This window comes from Streptomyces sp. CB01881, from assembly GCF_002953255.1.
Classification (GTDB): Bacteria; Actinomycetota; Actinomycetes; order Streptomycetales; family Streptomycetaceae; genus Kitasatospora.
The window spans coordinates 5,416,740-5,442,935 of sequence record NZ_CP026498.1 but is presented as its reverse complement, the minus strand read 5'-3'; the positions used below and the strand labels follow the sequence as shown (position 1 = coordinate 5,442,935).

Annotated in this window: 19 protein-coding genes and 1 pseudogene; 10 read left to right on the top strand and 10 right to left on the bottom strand. The window is 72.0% G+C overall.

Going from position 1 to position 26,196, the window contains the following annotated elements; genetic code table 11:
• Positions 1 to 247 precede the first annotated feature (247 nt).
• Together treS and C2142_RS13535 are read right to left on the bottom strand one after the other, a co-directional pair.
• Entirely contained in the window at positions 248 to 1,972 is a 1,725-nt protein-coding gene (gene treS / locus C2142_RS13540; RefSeq protein WP_148642869.1) for a maltose alpha-D-glucosyltransferase, read from the bottom strand.
• A complete protein-coding gene (locus tag C2142_RS13535; protein WP_148642868.1) occupies positions 1,969 to 3,924 on the bottom strand; it encodes an alpha-1,4-glucan--maltose-1-phosphate maltosyltransferase in 1,956 nt (651 codons plus the stop codon). Before C2142_RS13535 ends, treS begins: the two co-directional genes overlap by 4 nt.
• 1,052 nt (positions 3,925 to 4,976) lie before the next feature.
• Here C2142_RS13535 and glgP point away from each other — a divergent pair.
• Complete coding sequence (gene glgP, locus C2142_RS13530; RefSeq protein ID WP_148642867.1) at positions 4,977 to 7,763, top strand: alpha-glucan family phosphorylase; 2,787 nt, start codon at positions 4,977 to 4,979, stop codon at positions 7,761 to 7,763.
• Positions 7,764 to 7,833: 70 nt separating this feature from the next.
• On the opposite strand, the gene C2142_RS13525 is transcribed toward glgP, so the two are convergent.
• From C2142_RS13525 to glgX, 3 genes are all read right to left on the bottom strand, one after another.
• On the bottom strand, positions 7,834 to 9,678 hold the full coding sequence (locus C2142_RS13525) for an ABC transporter ATP-binding protein (protein WP_148642866.1): 1,845 nt from the start codon (positions 9,676 to 9,678) through the stop codon (positions 7,834 to 7,836).
• Positions 9,675 to 11,516 carry an ABC transporter ATP-binding protein gene (locus tag C2142_RS13520; protein ID WP_148642865.1) on the bottom strand — a complete coding sequence of 614 codons (1,842 nt, stop codon included), beginning with the start codon at positions 11,514 to 11,516 and terminating at the stop codon, positions 9,675 to 9,677. Before C2142_RS13520 ends, C2142_RS13525 begins: the two co-directional genes overlap by 4 nt.
• Before the next feature lie 97 nt (positions 11,517 to 11,613).
• Positions 11,614 to 13,827, bottom strand: coding sequence for a glycogen debranching protein GlgX (glgX, locus tag C2142_RS13515; protein WP_148642864.1), 2,214 nt, complete (start codon positions 13,825 to 13,827; stop codon positions 11,614 to 11,616).
• A 372-nt stretch (positions 13,828 to 14,199) separates the two neighbouring features.
• Here glgX and C2142_RS13510 point away from each other — a divergent pair, with 372 nt between their 5' ends.
• The 4 genes from C2142_RS13510 (at position 14,200) to C2142_RS13495 (ending at position 19,034) form a co-directional block, all read left to right on the top strand.
• Positions 14,200 to 15,384 carry an Ig-like domain-containing protein gene (locus tag C2142_RS13510; RefSeq protein WP_241002560.1) on the top strand — a complete coding sequence of 395 codons (1,185 nt, stop codon included), beginning with the start codon at positions 14,200 to 14,202 and terminating at the stop codon, positions 15,382 to 15,384.
• Positions 15,385 to 15,614: 230 nt separating this feature from the next.
• Entirely contained in the window at positions 15,615 to 16,892 is a 1,278-nt protein-coding gene (locus tag C2142_RS13505) for an Ig-like domain-containing protein (protein ID WP_241002559.1), read from the top strand.
• Positions 16,893 to 17,105: 213 nt separating this feature from the next.
• The gene (locus C2142_RS13500; protein WP_241002558.1) at positions 17,106 to 18,359 is read left to right on the top strand and encodes an Ig-like domain-containing protein; all 1,254 of its coding nucleotides are present in this window, start codon (positions 17,106 to 17,108) and stop codon (positions 18,357 to 18,359) included.
• A 258-nt stretch (positions 18,360 to 18,617) separates the two neighbouring features.
• A complete protein-coding gene (locus C2142_RS13495) occupies positions 18,618 to 19,034 on the top strand; it encodes an ATP-binding protein (RefSeq protein WP_148644762.1) in 417 nt (138 codons plus the stop codon).
• A 379-nt stretch (positions 19,035 to 19,413) separates the two neighbouring features.
• Here the strand turns inward: C2142_RS13495 and C2142_RS13490 are convergent, their stop codons facing one another.
• Positions 19,414 to 20,142 carry a TetR/AcrR family transcriptional regulator C-terminal domain-containing protein gene (locus tag C2142_RS13490; protein WP_148642862.1) on the bottom strand — a complete coding sequence of 243 codons (729 nt, stop codon included), beginning with the start codon at positions 20,140 to 20,142 and terminating at the stop codon, positions 19,414 to 19,416.
• Between the two features lie 130 nt (positions 20,143 to 20,272).
• Here C2142_RS13490 and C2142_RS13485 point away from each other — a divergent pair, with 130 nt between their 5' ends.
• On the top strand, positions 20,273 to 21,772 hold the full coding sequence (locus tag C2142_RS13485; protein WP_148642861.1) for an MFS transporter: 1,500 nt from the start codon (positions 20,273 to 20,275) through the stop codon (positions 21,770 to 21,772).
• 102 nt (positions 21,773 to 21,874) lie between these two features.
• Here C2142_RS13485 and C2142_RS13480 read toward each other — a convergent pair whose 3' ends face one another.
• From C2142_RS13480 to C2142_RS13470, 3 genes are read right to left on the bottom strand one after another with little or no spacing between them, the layout of a single operon-like run.
• The gene (locus C2142_RS13480) at positions 21,875 to 22,303 is read right to left on the bottom strand and encodes a PIN domain-containing protein (RefSeq protein ID WP_346766377.1); all 429 of its coding nucleotides are present in this window, start codon (positions 22,301 to 22,303) and stop codon (positions 21,875 to 21,877) included.
• A 2-nt stretch (positions 22,304 to 22,305) separates the two neighbouring features.
• On the bottom strand, positions 22,306 to 22,545 hold the full coding sequence (locus C2142_RS13475; RefSeq protein WP_148642859.1) for a CopG family transcriptional regulator: 240 nt from the start codon (positions 22,543 to 22,545) through the stop codon (positions 22,306 to 22,308).
• A 39-nt stretch (positions 22,546 to 22,584) separates the two neighbouring features.
• On the bottom strand, positions 22,585 to 23,892 hold the full coding sequence (locus C2142_RS13470; protein ID WP_148642858.1) for a helix-turn-helix transcriptional regulator: 1,308 nt from the start codon (positions 23,890 to 23,892) through the stop codon (positions 22,585 to 22,587).
• Between the two features lie 147 nt (positions 23,893 to 24,039).
• Between C2142_RS13470 and C2142_RS13465 the strand changes: the two genes are divergently transcribed.
• The 4 genes from C2142_RS13465 (at position 24,040) to C2142_RS13450 (ending at position 25,890) form a co-directional block, all read left to right on the top strand.
• Positions 24,040 to 24,291 carry a hypothetical protein gene (locus C2142_RS13465; RefSeq protein ID WP_148642857.1) on the top strand — a complete coding sequence of 84 codons (252 nt, stop codon included), beginning with the start codon at positions 24,040 to 24,042 and terminating at the stop codon, positions 24,289 to 24,291.
• 104 nt (positions 24,292 to 24,395) lie between these two features.
• On the top strand, positions 24,396 to 25,151 hold the full coding sequence (locus C2142_RS13460; RefSeq protein WP_148642856.1) for a trypsin-like serine protease: 756 nt from the start codon (positions 24,396 to 24,398) through the stop codon (positions 25,149 to 25,151).
• Positions 25,152 to 25,255: 104 nt separating this feature from the next.
• Positions 25,256 to 25,498 (top strand): type II toxin-antitoxin system prevent-host-death family antitoxin, encoded by a 243-nt coding sequence (locus C2142_RS13455; protein WP_148642855.1) that lies wholly within the window; start codon positions 25,256 to 25,258, stop codon positions 25,496 to 25,498.
• On the top strand, positions 25,483 to 25,890 hold the full coding sequence (locus tag C2142_RS13450) for a PIN domain-containing protein (protein ID WP_148642854.1): 408 nt from the start codon (positions 25,483 to 25,485) through the stop codon (positions 25,888 to 25,890). The genes C2142_RS13455 and C2142_RS13450 overlap by 16 nt, the downstream gene beginning before the upstream one ends.
• 69 nt (positions 25,891 to 25,959) lie before the next feature.
• Here C2142_RS13450 and C2142_RS39765 read toward each other — a convergent pair.
• Positions 25,960 to 26,196 (bottom strand): annotated as a pseudogene (locus tag C2142_RS39765) (L-serine ammonia-lyase, iron-sulfur-dependent, subunit alpha); the annotation flags it as partial.

Genomic DNA, 26,196 nt, shown 5'->3' with positions numbered 1-26,196 from the left:
GCGGGCGGGTGCCCGACGGGTCTGGCCGGGTCCGTCAGTCTTCCGGATTTCGGCGGCGCGGCGGCGACGGCACGCGAGCGGTGCTCAGGTGTCACGCCTTCGTGTGGGTGGCCGTTGGGCTGTTCTCCGTACGCGGTGGTGCAGAGACCTCCGGGGGCGCGTCGGGTTCAACTCGCGCCCCCGGAGGGTTTGGTGGTGCGGGTGGCGCCGGAGCGCCCGGGTACGGGGGGCGGCGCCTGATGGATCGTTACTTCGATCGCCTGGTTCCGCTCAGCCGCGGGGGCTGGCGGAGCTGGAACCAGTAGAAGCCGTGCCCGGCGAGCGTGAGCAGGTACGGCCACTCGCCGATCGAGGGGAAGCGCACCCCGCCGATCAGCTCCACCGGATACCGCCCGCCGTACTGCCGCAGGTCCAGTTCGGTCGGCTGCGCGAACCGGGAGAAGTTGTTCACGCACATGACCAGGTCACCCTCGTGCTCGCGCACGAAGGCCAGCACCGCGGGGTTGCTGGAGGGCAGTTCGGTGTACGTGCCCAGGCCGAAGGCCGGGTTGAGCTTTCGGATCTCGATCATGCGACGCGTCCAGTGCAGCAGCGAACTCGAACTGCTCTGCTGCGCCTCGACGTTGGTCACCTGGTAGCCGTACACCGGATCCATGATGGGCGGCAGACTGAGCCTGCCCGGGTCGGCGGAGGAGAAACCCGCGTTGCGGTCCGGGGTCCACTGCATCGGCGTGCGCACGCCGTCCCGGTCACCCAGCCAGATGTTGTCGCCCATGCCGATCTCGTCCCCGTAGTAGAGCACCGGCGAGCCGGGGAGGGAGAGCAGCAGGGCGGTGAACAGCTCGATCTGGTTGCGGTCGTTCTCCAGCAGCGGGGCGAGCCGGCGGCGGATGCCCACGTTGGCGCGCATCCTCGGGTCCTTGGCGTACTCCGCGTACATGTAGTCGCGCTCCTCGTCGGTGACCATCTCCAGGGTCAGCTCGTCGTGGTTGCGCAGGAAGATGCCCCACTGGCAGCCGCCGGGGATCTTCGGGGTCTTGGCGAGGATCTCGGAGACGGGGTAGCGGGACTCCCGCCGGACCGCCATGAAGATCCTCGGCATCACCGGGAAGTGGAACGCCATGTGGCACTCGTCGCCGCCCGAGGCGAAGTCGCCGAAGTAGTCGACGACGTCCTCCGGCCACTGGTTGGCCTCGGCGAGCAGCACGGTGTCGGGGTAGTCGGCGTCGATCTCCTTGCGGACCCGCTGGAGGAACTCGTGGGTCTCCGGCAGGTTCTCGCAGTTGGTGCCCTCGCGGGCGAACAGGTACGGCACGGCGTCCAGCCGGAAGCCGTCGATGCCGAGGTCGAGCCAGAACCGGAGTCCGGCGATCATCTCGTCCTGGACCCGGGGGTTGTCGTAGTTGAGGTCCGGCTGGTGGGAGAAGAACCGGTGCCAGTAGTACTGCTTGCGCACCGGGTCGTACGTCCAGTTGGAGGTCTCGGTGTCGACGAAGATGATCCGGGCGTCGGGGTACTGCTTGTCGTCGTCGGCCCACATGTAGAAGTCGCCGTACGGGCCGTCCGGGTCCTCCCGGGAGGCCTGGAACCACGGGTGCTGGTCGCTGGTGTGGTTCATGACGAAGTCGATGATCACGCGCATGCCGCGGGCGTGCGCGGCGTCCACGAACTCCATGAAGTCGGCGAGGTCGCCGAACTCCGGCAGGACCGACTTGTAGTCGGCCACGTCGTAACCGCCGTCGCGCAGGGGTGAGGCGAAGAACGGCGGCAGCCAGAGGCAGTCGACCCCGAGCCACTGGAGGTAGTCGAGTTTGGACGTGAGCCCCCTGAGGTCCCCGACCCCGTCGCCGTTGCTGTCCTGGAAGGACCGCACCAGCACCTCGTAGAAGACCGCACGCTTGAACCACTCGGGGTCAAGGTTCTTCTTCGAGGTCTCGGGGAAGGTGTCGGGGACGGGCTCGTTCACTGTCACGCTGGGTTCCTCCGAACCGTGAGGAGGTGAGCCGGCTCGGCTGAGGGATCGAGCCGGACGTAGTTGTGCCGGCCCCAGGTGTAGGCGGCGCCGGTGAGCTCGTCGTGCACCGCGAACGGCCCGTCCCCGTCGAGGGTGACGGTGGCCTCCTGTACGTGGTGCGGGTCCAGGTTGACCACCGTGAGGACGTGGTCGGTGAGGCCCTCGGCCGTGGTGGCCGTCTTGGAGAAGGCGAGCACCTGGTCGTTGTCGGTGGCGTGGAAGCGCAGGCCGCGCAGCTGCTGGAGGGCCGGGTGCCGGCGGCGCAGCCGGTTCAGCACGGTGAGCAGCGGGGCCAGGGTGTCGGTGCGGCTCCAGTCGCGCGGGCGCAGCTCGTACTTCTCGGAGTGCAGGTACTCCTCGGACCCCGGGTGGGCCGGCTCGTTCTCGAACAGCTCGTAGCCGGCGTAGACGCCGTAGCTGGGGGAGAGGGTGGCGGCCAGGACCGCGCGGATCGCGAACGCGGCCCGGCCGCCGGTCTGCAGGTAGCCGTGCAGGATGTCCGGGGTGTTGGCGAAGAAGTTGGGCCGCATGTAGGCGGCGGCGTCACCACTGAGTTCGGTGAGGTAGTCGGTGAGTTCCTGCTTGGTGGTGCGCCAGGTGAAGTACGTGTACGACTGGTGGAAACCGATCTTCCCCAGGGTGTGCATCATCGCGGGGCGGGTGAACGCCTCCGCCAGGAACACGACATCGGGGTCGGTGCGGGCGATGTCGCCGAGCACCTTCTCCCAGAACAGCACCGGCTTGGTGTGCGGGTTGTCGACCCGGAAGATCCGCACGCCGTGGGACATCCAGAACCGGAGGATGCGGACGGTTTCCTTGACGATTCCGTCCATGTCCTGGTCGAAGTTGATCGGATAGATGTCCTGGTACTTCTTCGGCGGGTTCTCGGCATAGGCGATGGAGCCGTCGGCGCGGTGGCTGAACCATTCCGGGTGCTTGTTCACCCACGGGTGGTCCGGCGAACACTGCAGCGCGAAGTCCAGCGCCACCTCCAGGTGCAGCGCCCCGGCCTCGGCGACGAAGTGGTCGAAGTCCTCGATGGTGCCGAGGTCGGGGTGGACCGCGTCGTGGCCGCCCTCGGGCGAGCCGATCGCCCACGGCGAGCCGACGTCGTGCGGGCCGGCCGTCAGGGTGTTGTCCGGGCCCTTGCGGTAGGCACGGCCGATCGGGTGGACGGGTGGCAGGTAGACCACGTCGAAGCCCATCGCCGCGACGGCCGGCAGCCGCTCGGCGGCGGTGCGCAGGGTGCCCGAACGCGGCGGCTCGACGCCGGCCGGGTCGACCACCGCGCCCTCCGAGCGGGGGAAGAACTCGTACCAGGAGCCGTACAGCGCCCGCTCGCGGTCCACCTGGAGCGGCAGCGGGCGGGAGGCGCTGACCAGCTCGCGCAGCGGGTAACGGGCCAGCAGGTCCAGCACCTCGGGGGCGAGCGCGGCCGCGAGCCGGGAGAGCGGCGGCAGGCCGGTGTCGCGCAGCGCGTCCACCGCGGCCAGGACGTGCGCCCGGCCCTCCTTCTTGGGCACGCCGCCGGCGGCCCGCTCCAGCAGCAGCGCGCCCTCCTCCAGGACCAGCGCGGTGTCGATCCCGGCGGGCAGCTTCACCGCGGCGGTCTTGCGCCAGGTGGCCAGCGGGTCGCTCCACGCCTCCACCAGGTAGGACCAGCGGCCGGGCGCGGTCGGGGTGACGAAGGCGCCCCAGCGGTCGGTGCCCTCGGCGAGTTCGCGCATCGGCGTCCACGGGCCGCTGCGGCCGCGCGGGTCGCGCAGCACCACGTTGGCGTTCACCGCGTCGTGGCCCTCGCGAAACACGGTGGCGGTGACCAGGAAGGCCTCGCCGGTCACGGCCTTGGCCGGGCGGCGGCCGGCGTCGACGAGGGGGCTGACGTCCAGGACGGGGATGCGGCCGATCACGGTGTCGCTCTCTGTCGTCTTGCGGGCGGAGGGCTTGCGGGTGGTCGCGGTCCGGGCGGGAGCGTTGCGGGGGGCGGCGTCGGCCCCGGCGGCGTCGGCTCCGGCGGCGACCCTGGTGGCGGCCTTCGCGGTGGCGGCGGCCGTGGTGGCGGCCTTGCCGGTGGTGGCGGCGGTCGCGCTGCGCCGGGTGGTGGTGCGCTTGCGCGGTGCCGCGGGGCGGATCTCCTCGGCCCCGGGTTGTCGGGCCGGTTCGCTCTGATGCTCCGTACGGATAGCCCCGGCACCCCGGGGTGCCGGCATCGGCGCGTCTGTCCGGGTGTCAGAATCCATCCGTCCGGCGGATTCCGCGACCCCCGCGTCGACGGTGTCGGCCACCGGTGTGGACTGGTCCCGCGTGTCGCCGTGCATGCCAAACTCCTGCCCGAGATCGGCGGCAGCTCCCGCGGGCCGCACGGGCCGGGGGGAGTACCGGGAGGACTGCTGGGTGGGGAGGCCGTGCGACCGGAAGCCTGCCCGCGCCGCCGTCCCCGGCAACCTGCCCCGCGCCCGCCAAGCCCGTGGCGGGGAGCCCGAGAGCCCGCGCGCGTCCCGGCGCACGCCTCTCGGGGCACGCCCCTGGGCGACCCAACCCACCCGTGAACGAGCAGGCCGAGTTCGAGGACACGCATCGGTGCGCCGTGGGCGCCGAATGGGCTAAGGAGGTTGAGGAACGATCAACGCGAAAAGGATTCGGACGTGCTGCTTCAAGGGGGCGCCACCCGTCGCCGCACTCCCCACAGCATCAACGACCTTGGTTCATAGTCGCACCGGGGACAAGACTTTCGCAGCGGTACGACAGTAGTTTCGGGCCATTGAGGGGGCGGAGCCACGGCTGGAAATGGAGCTGTTCCGCGATGTTCACGTATTGGTAGCGCGGCCCCCGGGAAAGTGCGCCTCGCGCGCCCCCTGTGCAGTCCAATGCGCCGAATGCGATCTCACCAATAGGCCGAACGGAGGCCCAATAGCCCACTTGACGCACCATCATGACAGTCGCCGGGGCTACGCTTCACGCCGTGAAGGCAATCCGCAGATTCACCGTCCGCACCGTCCTGCCCGAACAACTCCAGCCGTTGCACGAGCTGGCCCTCAACCTGCGCTGGTCCTGGCACCCCGAGACCAGGGACCTCTTCCGGTCCGTGGACCCGGAGGTCTGGGCCGCGACCGGGGAGGACCCGGTGCGCCTGCTGGGGGAGGTCCCGGTCGCCCGGCTCGCCGCGCTCGCCGGAGACCGGCGGTTCCTGCGCAGGCTCGGCGACCTCGCCGACGACCTGCGGGAGTACCTCTCCGGTCCGCGCTGGTACCAGGCCGCCCCGCACGGCCCCGGCCAGCAGGCCGCCGTCGCCCCGCAGCCCGCCGCCATCGCCTACTTCTCGCCCGAGTACGGCATCGCCGCGGCGCTGCCCCAGTACTCCGGCGGGCTCGGCATCCTGGCCGGCGACCACCTCAAGGCCGCCAGCGACCTCGGGGTCCCGATCATCGGCGTGGGGCTGTTCTACCGGCACGGCTACTTCCGGCAGTCCCTCGGCAGGGACGGCTGGCAGCAGGAGCGCTACCCGCTCCTCGACCCGGACGAACTGGCCGTCACCCTGCTCCGGGAGGGTGACGGCACGCCCTGCCGGATCGACCTCGCGCTGCCCGGCGGCCGCACCCTGAGCGCCCACATCTGGAGGGCCCAGGTCGGGCGCGTCCCGCTGCTGCTGCTCGACTCCGACATCGAGGCCAACTCGCCGGCCGAGCGCGACGTCACCGACCGCCTCTACGGCGGCGGCAGCGAGCACCGGCTGCTCCAGGAGATGCTGCTCGGGATCGGCGGCGTCCGCGCGGTGCGCGCCTACAGCCGGCTCACCGGCCACGCCGCCCCCGAGGTCTTCCACACCAACGAGGGCCACGCCGGCTTCCTCGGCGTCGAGCGGATCCGCGAGCTGATCGCCGACGGCTCGGCCGGCCCCGGCCTCGACTTCGCCGCCGCCCTGGAGGCCGTCCGGGCCGGCACCCTCTTCACCACCCACACCCCCGTCCCGGCCGGCATCGACCGCTTCGACCGGGACCTGGTGGCCCGGCACTTCGGCGGCGACGCCGCACTGCCCGGCGTCCCGGTCGAACAGGTGCTCGCGCTCGGGGCCGAGACCTGGCGCGGCGGGGACCCGAAGCTGTTCAACATGGCCGCCATGGGCCTGCGCCTCGCCCAGCGCGCCAACGGGGTCTCCACCCTGCACGGCGAGGTCAGCCGGTCGATGTTCAACGGCCTCTGGCCGGGCTTCGACTCCGCGGACGTGCCGATCACCTCCGTCACCAACGGCGTGCACGCCGCCACCTGGATCGACCCGGCGGTCGTCCGGCTCGGCGCCGCGGAGCTCGGCGCCGACCGCGCCGAGGACGCGATGACCACCGGTGACGCCAAGCGCTGGACGGGGCGTGGGCCCCTCCTGTCCGACGGCGGGCAAGGAGGGAGGATCGGCAACGCCGAGATCTGGGAGCTGCGCCGCACCCTGCGCGCCCAGCTGGTGGACGAGGCCCGCCGCCGGCTGCGCGCCTCCTGGCGCCAGCGCGGCGCCGGCGAGGCCGAGCTGGGCTGGGTCTCCTCGGTGCTCGACCCGGACGTGCTGACCATCGGCTTCGCCCGCAGGGTCCCCTCCTACAAGCGGCTCACCCTGATGCTGCGCGACCAGGAGCGGCTGCGCGCCCTGCTGCTGCACCCCACCCGGCCGGTGCAGATCGTGGTCGCCGGCAAGGCCCACCCGGCCGACGACGGCGGCAAGCGGCTCATCCAGCAGATGGTCGCCTTCGCCGACGACCCGGCCGTCCGGCACCGGATCGTCTTCCTGCCGGACTACGACATGGCGATGGCCCGGCACCTCTACCCGGGCTGCGACGTCTGGCTGAACAACCCGCTCCGCCCGCTGGAGGCCTGCGGAACCTCGGGGATGAAGGCCGCGCTCAACGGCTGCCTCAACCTGTCCGTCCTCGACGGCTGGTGGGACGAGTGGTACGACGGCCAGAACGGCTGGGCGATCCCCACCGCCGACGAGAGCGGCGGCGTCCTCGACCCGGAGAGCGGCGAGGCCGAACGGCGGGACGACATCGAGTCCGCCGCGCTGTACGACCTGATCGAGCACCAGGTGGCCGCCCGGTTCTACGACCGGGGCGCGGACGGCCTGCCGCACCGCTGGATCGCCATGGTCCGGCACACCCTGGTGACCCTCGGGCCCAAGGTGCTGGCCGGGCGGATGGTCCGCGAGTACGTGGAGCGGCTGTACACGCCCGCCGCGCAGGCCCAGCGGGAGCTGGCGGCCGCGGTACCGGGCCCGGTCCGGGCCGACGGGCGCGCCGGTGCCGGGAGCGACGAGGGGCAGCGCGTGACGGGCCCCTACGCCGGGGCGCGTGAGCTGGCCGCCTGGAAGACCCGGGTGCGGGAGGCCTGGCCGGCCGTCCGGGTCGAGCACGTCGAGGCGGACTGCCCGGACGAGGCGCAGGAGCTGGGCAGCTCACTGGCGCTCCGGGTGCAGGTCGCGCTCGGCACGCTGGAGCCCGGCGACGTCGAGGTGCAGGCGGTCTCCGGCCGGGTGGACGAGGCGGACGGCATCTCGGACGCCTGCGTGCTCGCCCTGAAGCCGGTCGGCGGGCCGGACCTCGACGGGCGCACCCGGTACGAGGGCTCGCTGGAGCTCTGCCGGACGGGCCCGTTCGGCTACACCGTCCGGGTGCTGCCGGCCCATCCGCGGCTGGCCTCGCCGGCCGAGCTGGGGCTGGTCGCGCTGCCGGCCGAGTCGGCGGGGATGGACGCGGGGCTGCTGCGCTGAGCGGCCGGTGAGGTGGGGAGGACCGGCCCGGCCGGCCCTCCCCACCCGTGCGCCACGGGCGGGGCCGCGGTCAGACCAGGCTGTCCCGCCACGCCTGGTGCAGCTCGGCGAACCGGCCGGAGCCCGCGATCAGCTCCTCGGGGGTGCCGTCCTCGACGATCCGGCCCTGGTCCATCACCAGTACCCGGTCGGCGATCTCCACGGTGGAGAGGCGGTGGGCGATGATCACCGCCGTCCGCCCGGCCAGCACCGTCCGCATCGCCCGCTGGACGGCCTGCTCGCCCGGTACGTCGAGCGAGCTGGTCGCCTCGTCCAGGATCAGCACCGCCGGGTCGGCCAGCAGGGCGCGGGCGAAGGCGACCAGCTGGCGCTGCCCGGCCGAGATCCGGCCGCCGCGCTTGCGCACGTCGGTGTCGAAGCCCTCGGGCAGGGCGGCGACGAACTCGTGCGCGCCGATCGCCCGGGCGGCCTCCTCGACCTCCTCGCGGGTGGCGCCGGGCCGGCCGAGCGCGATGTTCTCGGCGACGGTGCCGGAGAACAGGAAGGACTCCTGGGTCACCATCACCACCCCGCGCCGCAGCTCGGGGGTGGCGAGGTCGCGCAGGTCGATCCCGTCGAGGGAGATCCGCCCGCCGGTCGGGTCGTAGAAGCGGGCCAGCAGCTTGGCGACGGTCGACTTGCCCGCGCCGGTCGCACCGACCACGGCCACCGTCTGCCCGGCGGGCAGCACCAGGTCGAAGGCGGGGAGCACCTCCTTCCCCGTGCGGTAGCCGAACCGGGCCTTCTCGAAGTGCACCTCCCGCCCCTTGGTGAGGGACTTCGGCAGCCCCTTCGGCTCGGCCGGCTCGGCGACGGTCGGCTCGTGGGCGAGCAGGCCGGCGATCTTCTCCAGGGCGGCGGCGGCCGACTGGTAGCTGTTCAGGAACATCGCCAGCTGGTCGATCGGGTCGTACAGCCGGCGCAGGTAGAGCACGAAACCGGTGAGCACGCCCAGCTCCACCGCGCCGTCGGTGACCAGGAAGGCGCCGAGCAGGACGACGCCGGCCGTCCAGACGTTGGCGGTGGTGCGGGAGAGGCCGACGTACCGGGCGATCTCCAGCAGGCCGTCCGCCATGGCGGTGGCGGACTGCCGGTTCACCACCCCGAACGCGGCGTCGTTGGCCCGCTCGCGGCGGAACGCCTTGACCGGGCGGATGCCGTTCATGGTCTCGGTGAACCGGACGATCAGCGACGCGGCCGAGGTGCGCGAGCGGCGGTAGACCAGGCGCGAGCGCCGCCGGAACGAGCGGGCGATCAGGAAGAGCGGCACGAAGGAGCCCAGCGAGACCAGGCCGAGCCGCCAGTCCATCACCAGCAGCAGCACCGAGATGTAACAGACCGAGAGGAAGACGGTCAGCAGCTCCTGGAGGCCCTCGGAGAGCAGCTCGCGCAGCGCGTCCACGTCACTGGTGGCGCGGGAGATGATCCGGCCCGAGGTGTAGCGCTCGTGGAAGTCCAGGCTGAGCCGCTGGGCGTGCCGGAAGATCCGGCCGCGCAGCTCCAGCAGGATGTCCTGGTTGATCCGCGCGCTGATCTTGATGAACGTCCACTGCAGGACGGTGCTCAGCAGCGCGAACGACAGGTAGGCCGAGATCACCGCGATCAGCGGGCCGGCGTCGTGGTCGCGCAGGGCCGGGATGCCCCGGTCCATCGCGATCGCCACCAGCAGCGGGCCGGACTGCAGCGCCGCCTGCTGGACCAGGATCACCACCATCGCGATCGTGATGCGGGTCCGGTGCGGGCCGAGCAGTGCACGCAGCAGCGCGCGGGGGGCGCCGGGCGGGACGGGGATGTCCTCCTCGTCGGCCGGCGGGGGCGGCAGATCGTCCTCCGGCTCCGCGGCGGACTTCTCGTCGGGCTCGATCGTGGTGGTCATCGGGCGGGGCTCCCCTCCGGTACGAGGGCGGCCTCGCCCGACATCAGTTCGCGGTAGCGCGTCGAGGTGCGCAGCAGGTCGTGGTGGGTGCCGACGGCCTCGATCCGGCCGTCCGCCAGCACGGCGACCCGGTCGGCGAGCAGCACGGTGCTCGGCCGGTGGGCCACCACCAGGGCGGTGGTGGAGCCGAGCACCTGCCGTAGCGCCTGTTCGACCAGTGCCTCGGTGTGCACGTCCAGGGCGGAGAGCGGGTCGTCCAGCACCAGGAAGGCCGGGTCGCCGACCACCGCGCGGGCCAGGGCGAGCCGCTGGCGCTGGCCGCCGGAGAGGCTGAGGCCCTGCTCGCCGACCTCCGTCTCGACGCCGTCGGGCAGCTTCTCGACGAAGCCGGCCTGGGCGGTGGCGAGGGCGGCGGCGAGTTGCCCGGCGTCGGCGCCGGGCGCGCCCATCAGGACGTTCTCGCGGACGGTGGCCGAGAACAGCGTGGGCTCCTCGAAGGCGACGGCGACCAGCTCGCGCAGCCGCTCCCGGGACAGCTCGCGGATGTCCCGCCCGTCCAGGGTGATGCTGCCGGCGGTGGCCTCGTAGAGCCGGGGGAGCAGGGCGGTGAGCGTGGTCTTGCCGCTGCCGGTGGCGCCGACCAGGGCCATCGTCTCGCCGCTGCGGATGTGCAGGTCGATGCTGCGGAGCAGGTCGGGGGTGTCGGGCGGGGCGTCGGGGTAGCGGAAGCGCACGCCGGTGAGGCGGATGCCGTCGGGGGAGCTCCCGGGAAGGGGCGTCGCCCGCTCGTCCGGCACCTTCTCGTCCGGTACCTTCTCGCTCCGAACCTGCTCGTCCGGCACCTCTTCGTCGAGCACCTCGAAGTAGCGGTCGGTGGCGGTGGCGGCCTCGTTGGCGTAGGCGAGCAGCCAGCCGAGCGACTCGACGGGCCAGCGCAGCGCCAGCGCGGTGGAGAGGAAGGCGACCAGGGTGCCGGTGGTCAGCTCGTCGTGCGCGACCAGGTAGCAGCCGGCCGCGAGTGCGCAGCCGAGCGCCAGCTCGGGCAGGCCGACGATCACCGCCCAGAGGTTGGCCAGCAGGCCGGCCTTGCGCAGTTCGGTGCGGCGCAGCTGGTGCGCCTGCCCGCGGAACCGCTCGGCCATCGAGCGGTGGCGGCCGAAGGCCTTGAGGATGCGGATGCCGAGGATGGACTCCTCGATCACGGTGGCGAGGTCGCCGTTCTGGTCCTGGGCGCGGCGGGCGGCGTCCGAGTAACCGGTCTCGAAGCGCCGGGTCAGCAGCAGCAGCGGCCCGGCGGGGAGCAGCACGATCAGTGCGAGCCGCCAGTCCTGGGTGAACATCAGCGCGGTGCCGGCCAGGAACGTCACCGAGTTGACGATCAGGAAGACCAGCGGGAAGGTCAGGAACAGCCGCATGGTGAACATGTCGGAGGTGGCCCGGGAGAGCAACTGGCCGGAGCCCCAACGGTCGTGGAAGGCGACCGGAAGCCGCTGGAGCCTGGCGAAGAGGTCGCCGCGCATCGCGGTCTCCACCCCGGCGAGCGGTCTGGCCAGAATCACCCGCCGGGTGTAGAACAGCCCCGCCTCGAAGAGGCCGAGGGCCAGCAGCAGGGCGATCAGCGGCCAGAGCGCGTCGAGGTCGTGGTCGGCGATCGGTCCGTCGACGATCCGGCCGAGCACGACCGGTACCAGCAGCAGGCTGAGCGCGGCGAGCAGGGCGGAGCCGACCGAGGCGGCCAGCCGCCAGCGGATCGGGCGGACGTACGGCCACAGGCGCAGCAGCGAGCGGACCGTCGACCGCCGGGCGGGCACGGGCGTGGGGGCTTGGTTCTCGGCCATCGCCGTGAGGGTAGGTCGTGACCGCGTCATTTCTCATCCGGTTTTTCGGACCTGTCGGCGAGAACCGGCCACGTGCGCGGGGGCGCTCCGGCGGATGTCAGGCGGCGGGTGTGCGCAGCAGGCGCAACGAGCGCCCGCCCAGGGTGACGGCGTCCTGCGGGTGGTGGGTGTGGGTGCCGTTGCCGGTCTCGTCCGCGGCCGTGTCGAGGACGGTCGTGTACTGCGCGTCGGGTGCGGCCCAGGGTTCGCCGGGGAGGGTGAACGGGACGGGGTCGGGGCCGGCGTTGAGCAGCAGCAGGAAGCTGTCGTCGCGCAACGGGCTGCCGTGCTGGTCGCGTTCGGACATCGCGGCGCCGGAGAGCAGCATGCCGAGGCAGGCCGTCGGGCCGAACCAGTCGGCCTCGGTCATCTCCTTCCCGCGCGGCGTGAACCAGGCCAGGTCCGGCTGGCCACCGGGCACTGCGGCCCGGCCGGAGAAGAACGCCCGCTGGCGCAGCACCGGGTGGGCGCGGCGGAGCCGGACGAGGCGGGCGGTGAGATCGCGCAGCCCGGCCCAGCGCCGGTCCTCCAGCAGGGACCAGTCCAGCCAGCTGACCTCGCCGTCCTGGCAGTAGGCGTTGTTGTTGCCGCCCTGGGTGCGGCCGAACTCGTCCCCGGCGGTGATCATCGGCACGCCGGTGGAGAGCAGCAGGGTGGCCATCAGGTTACGGAGCTGGCGCAGCCGCAGCGAGTTGACGGCCGGGTCGGCGGTCTCGCCCTCGGCGCCGTGGTTCCAGGATCGGTTGTCGTCGGTGCCGTCCCGGTTGGCCTCGCCGTTGGCCTCGTTGTGCTTGCGGTTGTAGGAGACCAGGTCGCGCAGGGTGAAGCCGTCGTGCGCGGTGACGAAGTTGACCGAGGCGTACGGGCGCCGCCCGCCGCGCTGGTAGAGGTCGGAGGAGCCGGAGAGCCGGTAGCCCAGCTCGCGCACGTCGGGACGGGCTCCGCGCCAGAAGTCCCGCACGGTGTCGCGGTACTTGTCGTTCCACTCGGCCCAGAGCGGCGGGAAGCCGCCCACCTGGTAGCCGCCCGCGCCGACGTCCCACGGCTCGGCGATGAGCTTGACCCGGCTGAGCACCGGGTCCTGCGAGACGGCGGCGAGGAACGGGTGGTCCATGTCGACGCCGTCGTTGCCCCGGGCGAGGGCGGCGGCGAGGTCGAAGCGGAAGCCGTCCACGCCCATCTCGGTCACCCAGTACCGCAGCGAGTCGGTGACCAGCCGGACGACGTGCGGCCGGCGGGTGTCCAGGGTGTTGCCGCAGCCGGTGTAGTCGGCGTAGCCGCGCGGGCGGTTCAGCGGGAGGCGGTAGTAGCCGGCGTTGTCGATGCCGCGCAGGGAGAGGGAGGGGCCGAGTTCGGCGGCCTCGGCGGTGTGGTTGTAGACCACGTCGAGGATCACCTCGATCCCGGCGGCGTGCAGCGCGCGCACCATCCGCTTGAACTCGCCGACCTGGCCGCCGAGACCGCCCGAGGAGGAGTAGCCGGCGTGCGGGGCGAAGTAGCCGATCGTGTTGTAGCCCCAGTAGTTGACCAGCCCGCGCGCCTGGAGGTGGTCCTCGCTGGCGTGCTGGTGGACGGGCAGCAGCTCGACGGCGGTGACGCCGAGCGCGGTGAGGTGGGCGACGGCGGCGGGGTGGGCGAGGCCGGCGTAGGTGCCGCGCAGGTGCGGCGGGACGTCCGGGTGGCGCATGGTGAAGCCGCGTACGTGCAGCTCGTAGAGGACGGTCTCGGCCCACGGGGTCTTGGGGCGGTGGTCGTCGTACCAGTCGTCGTCGTCGTGGACGACCACGGACCTGGGCACGTACCGGGCCGAGTCGCGGTTGTCCCGGACGGTGTCGGCGACGTCCGCCTCGGGCCAGTTGCGGACGGCGGCGCAGACCGCGTCGTGGGAGGTGTAACAGCCGTCGATGGCGCGGGCGTACGGGTCGAGCAGCAGCTTGGCCGGGTTCCAGCGGGCGCCCGTCCACGGGTCCCAGCGGCCGTGGACGCGGAAGCCGTACCGGGTGCCCGGGCGGACACCGGGCAGGAAGCCGTGCCAGGTCTGGAAGTCCTGCTCGGTGAGGCGGTGTCTGTTCTCCCGCCCGTCCTCGTCGAACAGGCAGAGGTCGACGGCCTCTGCCCCGGCCGCCCAGAGCGCGAAGTTGGTGCCCTGCCGCCCGTGGGCGTCGGTCCGGAAGCGGGCGCCGAGCGGCTGCCAGCTGCCGGGCCACGGCTGTTCGGCGGCCGGCCCGCCGCGCGGCCGCACTCCGGCTTCCAGCTCCTGCCCTGACGCCATGGCCGTACCCTCCCTGAACCGGGGTGTCCCGGACCCCGTTCACCTTCTCTTTCCCTGATCCCACGGAGCGGAAGCCCGCTGAACGGAGGCTTACGCCGGCCCGAACTCCCGGCCCTCCCGTGCCCGGGCGCCGCCGGGGCCCGCACGGCGGCGCGCACGGGAAGTCGACCGGCCGACTTCCTGTGCGGAGCGCGTCAGGGTGCCCGCCCCGCGATTGCTCCCCCGGTGTGCGGTTTCCGGGGTTTCCGCGTGTCCTGCCGCCCTCGCCCTCGTTGTGGGGGGTATCGGACGGAAGAGGCGGGAGGCCCCGGAATGCGGCCCCGAGGACGGGTTTGGGCACGGCGAGCGGGGGCCTTGGCCTGGTGCCTGGCGATGCTGACGGGTTGCACCGGCGGGGGCGGCACCCCGGCCGGCGGCGGCGCGGCGTCGTCGGGCCCGGCCCACGCCGCGCCGCCGCCCGTCTCGCGGGCGGCCATCACCGCGCTGCCCGCCGACGGCACGCAGGACGTCCCGCCGGAGGGCCCCGTCCGGGTCACGGTGACCGAGGGGCGGCTGGTCTCCGTCCGGCTGGCCGACTCCAAGGGCGCCGAGGTGGCCGGGACGATCTCCGAGGACGGCTCGACCTGGATGCCGGACGGCCTGCTCCCGCTGGGCACCGCCTACACCCTGGACTCGGTGGCCGAGGACGAGCAGGGCCAGAAGGCGGCCCAGCACACGGACTTCTCGACGGCGGTGCGGGCCCACACCTTCGTGGCCTTCTTCACCCCGGAGGACGGCTCCACGGTCGGCGTCGGCATGCCGGTCTCGCTGCGCTTCAGTCGGCCGGTCGCCGACCGGGCGGCCGTGGAGAAGGCCGTCGCGGTGACCGCCGACCCGCCGGTCGAGGTGGCCGCGCACTGGTTCGGCAACCAGCGGCTGGACATCCGGCCGCAGAAGTACTGGGCGGCGGGCACCAAGGTGGAGGTGGCGCTGCGGCTGAAGGGCGTGCAGGGCGCGCCGGGCGAGTTCGGCACCCAGGTGAAGGACGTCCGCTTCACGGTGGGCCGGGCCCAGGTCTCCACGGTGGACCTGGACGCCCACACCCTGACCGTCCGGGCCGGGCAGGGCGGCAGGGTGGTGAAGGTGCTGAAGGTGTCCGGCGGCGACCCGAAGCACTCGACGTACCGGGGCGTCCTGGTGGTCTCCGAGAAGTACAAGGTGACCAGGATGAACTCGCAGACCGTCGGGATGGGCGACGAGTACGACATCAAGGACGTCCCGCACGCGATGCGGCTGACCAACTCGGGCACGTTCATCCACGGCAACTACTGGGCCGACCCGGAGGTGTTCGGCACCGCCAACACCAGCCACGGCTGCATCGGCCTGGCCGACGCCAAGGGCGGGGCGAGCACGGAGACCCCGGCGGGCTGGCTCTTCGAGCACACCGTCCCGGGGGACGTGCTGGAGGTGAAGGCCTCCGCGGGGGACGTCGTCCCGCCGAACAACGGCCTGAACGGCTGGAACCTGCCCTGGGGCCAGTGGCTGGCCGGCAGCGCCGTCCCGCAGGAGGCGCACTGACCCGGCGGGCGCCGGCCGGCCGGTCGGGGAGGGCGGCCCGGCCGGCTCCCGGGGCCCCGTCTTCACCCCGGGTCCACCCCCGGTCCACGGACCTCCCCCCAGGATTCACTCATTCGGCTTAGCTATCCTGCTTCCGCGCCGGAAGCCCGGCGCAGAAAGATCGCCGGTCAGGTGCAACCCGTCCGGGTCGATGCGCGTCCATCAGGGTGGACACCGGGAGGGGAGAAACCGTGAAGCCGGTTAGGGCGGCCGAGGCCGCAATACGCACCACCAACCGTCGCAACCGTGGCCTGCGCCGCAGTGCGGTGGCGCTGGCGATGGGTGGGGTGCTGCTGTTCACTGCGGCCTGCAACGACGACAAGGGCGGTGACAGCAAATCCGGCGGCGGTGATGCGGCCGCGACGGCGGGGGCCAGTGGCGCCCCGGCGGGCGGTCAGAGCCAGGGGACGCCGAAGACCTCGGCCGCGGTGCTGACCGTCGACCCGAAGGACGGCGCCCAGGACGTCGCGCCGACCAACGGGCTGAACGTGTCGGTGGCCAACGGCAAGCTCACCACGGTCGAGGTGACCGACAAGGAGGGCAAGCCGGTCGCGGGGGCGATCACGGCGGACGGCAGCGGCTGGAAGCCGAGCGGTGCGCTGGCCGTCGGCATGGCGTACAAGGTGAGCGCGCAGGCCCAGGACGCCGAGGGCCTGGTGGCCGCGTCGACGACCTCGTTCACCACGCTGACGCCGGCGAAGACGATCTCCACCAACGACAACATCGCCGACAACGCCACCTACGGCGTCGGCATGATCGTCTCGGTGGTCTTCAACAAGGACGTCAAGAACAAGGACGCCGTGCTCAAGGGCATCACGTTCGAGACCAGCGACGGCGCCGCCACCGAGGTGAAGGGCCACTGGTTCGGCGCCCGCCGGCTGGACTTCCGCCCGGCCGAGTACTGGAAGCCGGACACCAAGGTCACCATCAAGTACCGGCTGAAGAACGTCGAGGTCGCGCCCGGCGTCTACGGTGACGTGGACAAGGACGAGCCGTTCACCATCGGCCGCTCGCAGGTCTCCACCGCGGACGCGGCGGCGCACAAGATGACGATCGTCCGGGGCGGCCAGAGCACGACCGTGCCGGTCACCCTCGGGGCGGACGCGACGCCTTCCTGGGGCGGCACCATGGTGATCATGTCCAAGGAGAAGGTCACCCGGATGAACTCGCAGACCGTCGGTCTCGGCGGCGAGTACGACATCCAGGACGTGCCGCACGCGATGCGGCTGACCACCTCGGGCACCTTCGTGCACGGCAACTACTGGGCCAACCCCTTCGGCAAGACCAACGCGAGCCACGGCTGCGTCTCGATGCAGGACGAGAAGGGCGGCAGCGACTCCTCGGTGGCGGGCAAGTTCTTCAACGACTCGCTGGTCGGCGACGTCGTCAAGATTGTGAACACCAAGGAGAAGGCGGTCGCGCCCGACAACGGGCTGGGCGGCTGGAACATCGCCTGGGCGAACTGGTAGACCGGCCGGCCGTCCCGGGGAGGCGCTTTACCCCGCTGACGGCCCTGGTAGTCCCGGTTCGGTAACGACCGGCCCGATCCTCACTCGTTGGGGTCGGGCCGGTCCTCGTTCGTGGGGTAATTGCCCCTCGAATGGCGCAACCTTTCCGTTGGCTGCGGCGTGTATCTGTCGGATCCCGCGGGATCAGGGACGGGATCGAGGGAGGGAGTCGACGTGAGGTCGATACGCAGGATGGTGGCCGCCGGCTGTCTCGGTGGCGTGATGGTGCTGACCAGCGCCTGTGGCGGCGGGGGCGGCAGCGGGAGTGGGAGCGCGGCCAAGGCCGAGCTGGGGGGCGGCGCGGCCGCGGGGGCCGCGTCGACCGCCTCGGCGGCCGCCTCCGGCTCCGGTACGGCCCCGGCGGCCGCGACGCCGAAGACCTCGGCCGCGGTGGTGGACATCCAGCCGAAGAGCGGCTCGGTGGACGTGGCGCCCAGCGGCGCGCTGAAGGTCGGGGTGGCGGGCGGCAAGCTCACCACCGTCAAGGTGAGCGACAAGACCGGCAAGGAGGTGGCCGGCACGATCGCCGCCGACGGGAGCAGCTGGACCCCGTCCGCCGGCCTCGCGGTCGGCACCGCCTACCAGGTGAGCGCGATGGCGGCGGACGCCAACGGCGTGGTCGCCACGGCGGACAGCAGCTTCACCACGCTGACGCCCGAGCGCGAGGCGAAGGCGAGCGACAACGTCGAGGACAACACCACGTACGGCGTCGGCATGATCGTCTCGGTCGACTTCGACAAGGACGTGAAGAACAAGGACGCCGTCGCCCAGGGCATCGCCGTCAAGACCGACAACGGCACGGTCGTGAAGGGCCACTGGTTCGGCGACCGCCGGCTGGACTTCCGCCCGGAGGCGTACTGGAAGCCCGGCACCAAGGTCACCGTCCAGTACCGCCTGAAGAGCGTGGAGATCGCCCCCGGCGTGTACGGCGGCGTGGACCGGGACGAGCCCTTCACGATCGGGCGATCGCAGGTCTCGACGGTTGACGCCAAGACCCACCAGATGACGGTGGTCCGCGACGGGGCGACCTCCACCATCGACATCACCTCCGGCTCGCCGGAGCACCCGACCTGGAACGGCACCATGGTCGTGATGTCGAAGGAGGGTGTGGTGCGGATGCAGTCCAGCAGCATGCCCGGCATGACCGGTGCGCCGTACGACCTCCAGGTGCCGCACTCGATGCGGCTGACCACGTCCGGCACGTACGTGCACGGAAACTACTGGAGCAACGCCTTCGGCGAGGACAACGTCAGCCACGGCTGCGTGGGCCTCAAGGACGTCAAGGGCGGTGGCGACGCCACCTCGGCGGGCAAGTTCTACGACGACTCGCTGATCGGCGACATCGTGACCGTGCAGAATTCCTCGCGCGGCCAGGTGGAGCCGGACAACGGCCTCAGTGGCTGGAACCTGGCCTGGAGTGCCTGGTAGGAGCCGGTTCGCGGCAACCCGGGCTTGACGGCGTGCGGGTCCGGGTTGCACGCGGCATATGCCGATCGAGTGGTGATCGTTTGCTCATTGTCCGTACGCGGCCGCTTGCGTTCCGCAATGATGGTCCGCATGGCGGGTTGGGGCGAAACAGATCAGTCATCACTTCCTGGGTCCAGCTTGGTTGCTGACGCGTCGTGGATGTGCTTCCAGGGCACTCTCGCGGCCCTGGAGCGACTCAGCTCCGAGGAGCTGGAACACATGTACTCCGGCAGGCTGTGCGACCAGACGGACCCCGGGGAGGTGCGGTTGCCGTCCCGGCCGGAGTCCGGTCCGGTGGCCCGCCGGCTGGTGCTCTCCGTCCTCGAATCCTGGGACCTCCACCAGCAGCTGGAGGTCGGCGAGCTGCTCACCAGCGAGCTGGTCGCCAACGCGGTGCGGCACGCGGCCGGGCGGACCATCGGCCTCCAGGTGTCGCGCAAGCCGGGCTGGCTCCGGGTCGAGGTGCGGGACTCCTCACGGGCGATGCCCTGTCTGATCCTGGCCGAGCCGCTGCCGGTCAACGAGCGCGGGCGCGGTCTCAAGGTCGTCGACGACCTGGCGGACCGCTGGGGCGCGGACCTGATGCCCCGCGGCAAGGGCGTCTGGTTCGAGCTGAAGGTGCGCGAGCGGCACTGAGGGCCGCCGGGGCGCCGGCGTGCGCGGGGCCCGGCGGGCGCGTGCGGCGCATGCTGCGGGCCGGAAAAACACGCAGGGCCCCCGATGCGCCGTGGTCCGGCAGCTGGGGGCCCCTGCAAGTCATCGCGCCGGCCAAGGGGGTGCGTGCCGCGCGATGGGCGACGGCCGTGCCAGGTCGGGCCGGCCGTGGTTCCGGTGCCCACGGCGGATTCGTTGGCGTCCGCCCTTGGACACCTCGACTATCGCACGGATCTCAGCATGTGGGCAAACCGAGCGTCTTTGATTGCAAGGTTTGTAACCTGGTTCACCTTTGGAATTTGCATAGGTTAACGCTGTGGCCTGAGATTATTCATGATCGATGCAAAGTGCGGGGCGCCCGCTATGCACTGGGCAGGCGCAGGGCGAGTCCGTCGAGGATGACGTCCAGGCCGTAGGTGAACTTGGAGTTGCGCAGGGCCTCCGGGTCGGTGCCCACCACGGCCTCGTACGCGGAGGCGAGGTGCTCGGTGCCGGCCACCGCCTCCTGCGCCGCGGGCATCAGGCGGGCGATGAACGCGGCCTCGGTCTCGCCGGAGCGGGCGACCGTGGTCAGCCAGGCGGCCTCCGTCGTACTCATGCCGATCGCGTACGAGAGCACGGTCTCGATCGCGCGCGCCGGCTCGGGGAAGCCGGCGGCGGTGAACAGCGCGGCCACCTGCTCGGAGTAGGCCATCAGGTTGGGGCCCAGGTAGGCGAGCCCGGCCTGGCCGAGGACCGAGGACAGCCAGGGGTGGCGCAGCGTCGTCGCGCGGAAGGACTCGGCGGCCCGGGTGACCGCCGCCCGCCAGTCCGGGCTGTCGGCCGGCGGGATGTCGATCTCGCCGAAGACCTCGTCCACCGCGAGCTCCATCAGCTCCTCCTTGGTGGCCACGTGCCGGTAGAGCGAGGTCGCGCCGGCGTTCAGGCGGGCGCCGAGCTTGCGCATGCTGAGCGACTCGACGCCGTCCGCGTCCAGCATGACGACGGCCTCCCGGACGATCGCCGTCCGGCTCAGCGCGGGCTGGTCGGGCTCGCGCTGCTGCCGGGCCCACACGGACGGGATCGGCTTCTGCTGCGCCTTTGCGGGCATGGTCGTCCTCCACTCTGCTGCGTACACCGTGCGCATCCAGCGTACATGTGCAAGGGGTTGCGCACACTGTTCCGCCGTGCGTACAGTGTGCGCAACGAAGGAACAGCGTGCGCAGCCGGAAGGAAGAACCATGGAAACCCGCAACCCACGTCGCTGGTGGATCCTCGTCGTGCTCTGCCTCAGCACGCTGGTCCTGGTGATCGACAGCATGGCGCTCACCGTCGCCGTCCCGTCCATGACGGAGGACATCAAGGCGAGCGCCCAGGACACCCAGTGGATCCTCGACTCCTACATCCTGGTGTTCGCCGGACTCCTGCTCACCTCGGGCAGCCTCGGAGACCGGTTCGGCCGCCGGAAGGTGATGGTCATCGGCCTGCTGCTCTTCGGAGCCGCCTCACTGGGCGCCACCCTCTGCACCGACCCGGGCGAGGTCGTCGCCGCCCGGATCGCGATGGGCGTCGGCGGCGCGCTGATCATGCCGTCGACCCTCTCGATCCTGATCACCGTCTTCGAGGAGGACGAGCGCGGCAAGGCGATGGCGGCCTGGGGGTCGGTGTCGATGCTCGGCCTGGTCGGCAGCCCGGTGCTCGGCGGCGTCCTGATCGACCACTTCTCGTGGCACTCGATCTTCTTCATCAACGTCCCGGTCGTCGTCCTGGCCGTCCTCGCCGCCCTCACCCTGATGCCGGAGTCCAAGGGCCCGTGGCAGAAGGCCGACCCGCTGGGCGCGGTCCTCTCCGCCGCCGGCATGACCGCACTGGTCTGGTGGATCATCGAGATCCCGCAGCACGGCGCCTTCACCGGCAGGTCGCTGATCACCCTGGCCGTGGCCGTGGTCGCCCTCGGCGGGTTCGTGATCTGGGAGAACGTCACCGAGTCCCCGATGGTCCCGCTCGTCCTCTTCAAGCACCGCAACTTCAGCGGCGGCTCGCTCTCCCTCACCCTGGTCCAGATCGGCAACGGCGGCCTGCTGCTCGTCCTCACCCAGTACCTGCAGTTCGTCCTCGGCTACTCGCCCGTCAAGGCCGGCCTCGCGTTCGTCCCGCTCGCCGTCGCCGCGCTGATCGGCAACGGTGCCGGTGCCGGGCTCGCCGCGAAGACCGGCCACCGGCTCCTGATCCTGGCCGGCATGCTGGTCATGGCCAGCTCGTTCGCCCTGCTCACCACCGTCTCCGCCGACAGCGGCTTCGCCCTCCCGGCCGTCGCCCTCGGTCTGCTCGGCCTCGGCGCCGGCCTCGCGATGCCGGCCGCCGTCGGCGCCCTGATGGGCACCATCCCCGCCGAGAAGGCCGGCGTCGGCTCCGCCCTCAACGACACCATCCAGCAGGCCGGCACCGCGCTCGGCATCGCCATCCTCGGCTCGCTGCTCTCCAGCCGCTTCGCCCACGAGATGCCCGCCGGCTCGTCCGAGCAGGCCAAGCGCTCCATCGGCGACGCGCTGGCCGCCGCCAACGGCGACGCGGGTCTCGTCCACGCCGCCCGGGAGGCCTTCACCTCCTCGATGTCCACCACCTTCACCATCAGCGCGGTCAGCATCCTGGCCGCGGCCGTCCTGGCCGCCCTGGTGATGCGGGACAAGAAGCCCGGGGTCGCGGAGCTCGCGGCGGAGGAGGCGGAGCTGGTCGCCTGAGCCCCAGCCCGACGGAAGGCCGGCACCCCGGGGAGGGGTGCCGGCCTTCCGTCGTCCGCCGGGGGGCGGCCCCCTGAGCCGTCCAGGGGCGGGGAGTCGTCGCTACATGTCGTCCGGGAGCAGCCGAAAGGCCTTGTGCGGGGTGAGCGGGCGGAGCGCCCGGAAGTCGCGCCGGTCAAGTGTCACTACCGCGTCCGTGCGGTACTCGGCCGCAAGGGCGACGTTCACCGCATCGGCCAGGTCCAGATCGAGGTCTGCGTACCGGCGTTGGACCGCATGCGCTGTTTCCAGCACTTCGGTGCCGGTGTGCGGAATCTGGAACCGGAGATGGCGCGCCTGCTCCAGCACGAAGGTGTTGATCGCGCTTCGGGCGGAAGGGCCGAACCGGACCTTGGCCAGGTGGTCGACCTCGGCGAGCACAAGCGGGGAGACGATCACCGTCCCGGCATGACGGAGCACTTCCCGGCACGCGGCGGCCTCGGGCGCGTTGCGGTCGGATGCCGCGATGATGCCGGAGGTGTCGGCGATCACGATCACTGTTCGGCGGCGCCCTTCACGACGGCGTCGGTCACATCCTGGCCGGTGACGGGTGAGCCGCTGCCCTCGAAGGTGGGCCAGTCGAACGGCTCGTCCCAGACGCGATTCGCCATGGCTGCCAGGTGAATCCCCTCGCGGATTATCTCGGCCTCCGGGATGCCGCGACGAAGCGCGGCTTCCTTGATCAGGGCGAGATCCTCTGCATCAGCGTAGACGTTCGTCCTTTTCATAGACATGTACCGACGCTAACACATGTACCACGAGGTCGGCCCGGATCACCGGTCGGTGGTGGTGGGGGACCAGCCGGTGTGGTCGTCCTTGTAGAAGTAGGCCGGGGCGCCCTTCAGGCCGGCGGTGCGGAAGGGCTTGTCCTGGCGGTCGCCGATCCGCAACTTCCCCTGGCGGTCGCCGCTGCTCCAGGCCACGTCCAGGTACCAGGAGACGTCCTGGGAGACGGTGCCGGCGTCGATGTTCAGCACCTGGGGGTCGGTGGCCGAGACGGTGTAGGGGAAGTTGGTGGTCCTGCCCTTGACGTTGCCCTCCATGGCCGGGACTGGCACCGAACGCGGGGCCGCCGCGTCGAGGTCCACGGCGAAGGCCGCCGGGGTCAGCTCGCCGCCGCAGCCCGAGCCCATCATGTAGGCGTTCCACTTCGGGGCCGGCCTGACGTCGACCACGTGCACGTACAAGGCCTGGAGGACGACCGGTTTGGCCTCGGAGCCCTGGGCGGTCAGTTGCAGGCGCAGGTGCCCGCCGGGGAGGGCGTTCTGCGCGGCGGCCCAGCTGTCCGTCTGCTGGTTCTCCGGGGGAGCGGGCACGGAGCGCGGGGACTTCGGGCTGAGGAACCACTGACCGCAGGCGCTGCCCCAGTTGTCCGTCAGGACGCTCACGTGGAAGGGCGGCTTGTCGTCCTCGGGGGTCGGCGTCGCCGAGGGGGTGGCGGTGGCCTCGGGGGTCTGTGCCGTCGGGGCGGGCGCCTGGGGCGTGGGCGTGGGCGTGGGCGTGAGTGACGGCGTCGGTGCGAGGGCGGGCGCGGGCGTGGCGGCCGACGGCGGGAGGCTCGCGTGCGGGGAATCGGTGCCGGTCGTCAGGGCGACGACCGGGATCACCGCGGCGGCGACGGCGGCCACGGCGGCCGCGCTCAGCAGGACGCGGGTCCTGGGCAGCCGGCGGGGCCGCCGGTCGTCGGCACGGTCGAGGTCGGCGTGGTCCGCGCGGTCGGGGTGGTCGTCTGCCGGTGCGGGCGCGGGATCGGGCGAGGCCTCGAACGCGGGCCCGGGGGTGGCCCCGGAAGCGGGCGCGGGATCGGGGGCGGGGGCCGGCGCGGACGGCTCCTTGCGGCGGGACGCGTCCGCGAGGATCCAGCGGCGGTGCAGCTCGACGAGTTCGTCGGCGCCCGCCCCGCAGACCCGCGCGAGCCGCTCCACCGGCGCGTACTCGGTGGGGACGGCGGCGCCGTTGCAGTAGCGGTGCAGCGTGGAGGTGCTGACGTGCAGCCGGGCCGCGAGCGTGCCGTAACTGCGGCCCGAACGGTCCTTCAGCGCACGCAGCATCGCCGCGAACTCGTCCGTCTCCACGCTCATGTCGGCATCCCCTCGTCCCGGCCAGGCGTTCCAGGCTGCCCCGAAATCGCAGCTCACGGTACCTGCCGCCGTTCCAGCGTCCCGAACTGCCCGCCGGGGCTGGCGGCCGGGACGGACCGGGAGACAGTCTGCGGTCAGCGGCAGCCCGTGGCCCGACGGTGCGGCGCCCGAACCGACCACGCCCTCGGCGGCGGGCCCAACATCCTCAAGCCGGGGGAGTCCGGCTACGAGGCGGTCGAGCTGGTCCGGCCCGGTGCACCCGGAAGCGGCGCCAACGCGTTGAAACTCATGGTCACGTTCGACGGCGGCACCACGGTAACCGTCAACGCCAAGGTCTTCGTCCGCGGCCCCTCGGTCGGCACGTGGCGGCCGACCGCGGCCGACGCCGTCCGGCAGTGACCCCGGGACCCCGGCGGCAACCTCGACCGGCCGCCCCGGCGGCAATCCCGACAGCAACCCTCAGCAGTCATCCGAAGCGAAGAAGAGAAGGCGAGTCCGTCCGCATGCGCAAGCCGAAGCGAATCCACATGAGCATCCCGCTGGTCGCCGCCGGTCTGGTGGCCGCCGCCGCCTCGCCGGCCGCCGCCGTGCACGGTGGTTCCCACACCACCACCGCGGCCAACCCGTTCGTCGTGGCGCTGGAGACCCCGGCCGGCGAGCAGTGGTGCACGGGGGCCCTGATCGCGCCCACCAAGGTGCTCACCGCCGGCCACTGCATCGCCGAGGCGGGCAACCCGGCCGGGCTGCGGGTGATCGCCGGCCGGACCGACCTGACGAGCTCCACCGGGCAGGTGCGGCACGTGAAGAGCTACAAGCTCGACCCCCGGTACACCGACGGCCTCCAGCACGACTCGGCCGTCATCACCCTGGACCGGCCGCTTCCCCACCGCACGGTCCGGGTGGCGCGGCAGCGCGACGAGGGGCTGTACCGGGACGGCGCCACGGCCACCGTCTACGGCTTCGGCCGCACCGGCACCGACGGGCCGGGCACGCGCCTCAAGCAGGCGACGCTCGCCCTCGCGCCGCTCGCCGACTGCGGCCCCTACACCTGGCCCGGCGACACCCCGGCCCTCAAGGCCTGCGGCGTGCCCAAGCCGGGGAAGAGCGACAGCGTCTGCAAGGGCGACTCGGGCGGGCCGCTGGTCGTGAACGGCGTGGTGCTCGGCATCGTCACGACCGGCAACCACTACTGCGACGACCAGCAGCCGCTCTCCGTCTTCACCCGCGCCACCGACGTCCCGGCGGAGATCCTGCGCTAGGGCGAAGAGCTGGCGCGAGACGGGCGCGGGACAGGTGCCACGGCGGGTCGGCTCCGGCCGTCGACGCCGTGGACTGTCTCAGATAATCTGATTCCATGAGGCTGATGACTGCAACAGAGGCGTCGCGGAGCTTTGCCGCCGTGCTGGACTCGGCCGAGCACGGGGAGACGATCGTGGTCACCCGCGGCGGCCGGCGAATCGCCGTGATCGGCCCGGCCCCCACGGGTAACGGTGCCGCCATAAACGACGTCCTGAGAAGTTTCCGGGCCGACGACACCTTCGCGGCGGACGTGTCATCCGCGCGCACCCTGCTCAAGGACAAGGTGACCGAGTGGCCCGGCGACTGATTCTCGACACCGGCGTCCTGATCCGGGCCGAACGCTCACCGGGGGCGGATCTCTTCGATCCTGCCGACGACGTGGCCATCGCCGCGGTCACCGCGGCCGAACTCCACCTCGGCGTGGAACTGGCCGACGACCTGCGCCGGCCGGGGCGGCAGAACTTCGTCGACGCGATCCTGGCGGTCATTCCGGTGGAGGACTACACGCCCGACACGGCCCGCATCCACGCGCGGCTGATGGCGTACGTCCGACGACAGGGCAAGCCCCGTGGCGCGCACGATCTGATCATCGCGGCGACGGCGGTGGCCACTGCGCGAACCGTGGTGACGGCCGATCTGTCCGCCGCGTTCGCCGGCCTGCCGGGTGTGCAGGCGATCACGCTACGCCCGTCCGGCTGAGGCCCCGCACAACGCCCGGGCCCCCGGAACGCGACCGTTCCGGGGGCCCGGGCGTGGGCGGGAGGGGGATCAGCACTCGATGACGTTGACGGCGAGGCCGCCGCGGCTCGTCTCCTTGTACTTGATCTTCATGTCGGCGCCGGTCTCCTTCATGGTCTTGATCGCCTTGTCGAGGGAGACGTGGTGGCGGCCGTCGCCGCGCAGGGCCATCCGGGCGGCGGTGACGGCCTTGACGGACGCCATGCCGTTGCGCTCGATGCAGGGGATCTGGACCAGGCCGCCGACCGGGTCGCAGGCCGAGGTTGT

Coding starts and splice junctions, on each gene's coding strand:
- C2142_RS13525 (WP_148642866.1), bottom strand. CDS start 9,678: ATGACCACCACGATCGAGCCCGACGAGAAGTCCGCCGCGGAGCCGGAG.
- C2142_RS13520 (WP_148642865.1), bottom strand. CDS start 11,516: ATGGCCGAGAACCAAGCCCCCACGCCCGTGCCCGCCCGGCGGTCGACG.
- glgX (WP_148642864.1), bottom strand. CDS start 13,827: ATGGCGTCAGGGCAGGAGCTGGAAGCCGGAGTGCGGCCGCGCGGCGGG.
- C2142_RS13510 (WP_241002560.1), top strand. CDS start 14,200: ATGCTGACGGGTTGCACCGGCGGGGGCGGCACCCCGGCCGGCGGCGGC.
- C2142_RS13495 (WP_148644762.1), top strand. CDS start 18,618: ATGTACTCCGGCAGGCTGTGCGACCAGACGGACCCCGGGGAGGTGCGG.
- C2142_RS13490 (WP_148642862.1), bottom strand. CDS start 20,142: ATGCCCGCAAAGGCGCAGCAGAAGCCGATCCCGTCCGTGTGGGCCCGG.
- C2142_RS13485 (WP_148642861.1), top strand. CDS start 20,273: ATGGAAACCCGCAACCCACGTCGCTGGTGGATCCTCGTCGTGCTCTGC.
- C2142_RS13475 (WP_148642859.1), bottom strand. CDS start 22,545: ATGTCTATGAAAAGGACGAACGTCTACGCTGATGCAGAGGATCTCGCC.
- C2142_RS13470 (WP_148642858.1), bottom strand. CDS start 23,892: ATGAGCGTGGAGACGGACGAGTTCGCGGCGATGCTGCGTGCGCTGAAG.
- C2142_RS13460 (WP_148642856.1), top strand. CDS start 24,396: ATGCGCAAGCCGAAGCGAATCCACATGAGCATCCCGCTGGTCGCCGCC.
- C2142_RS13455 (WP_148642855.1), top strand. CDS start 25,256: ATGACTGCAACAGAGGCGTCGCGGAGCTTTGCCGCCGTGCTGGACTCG.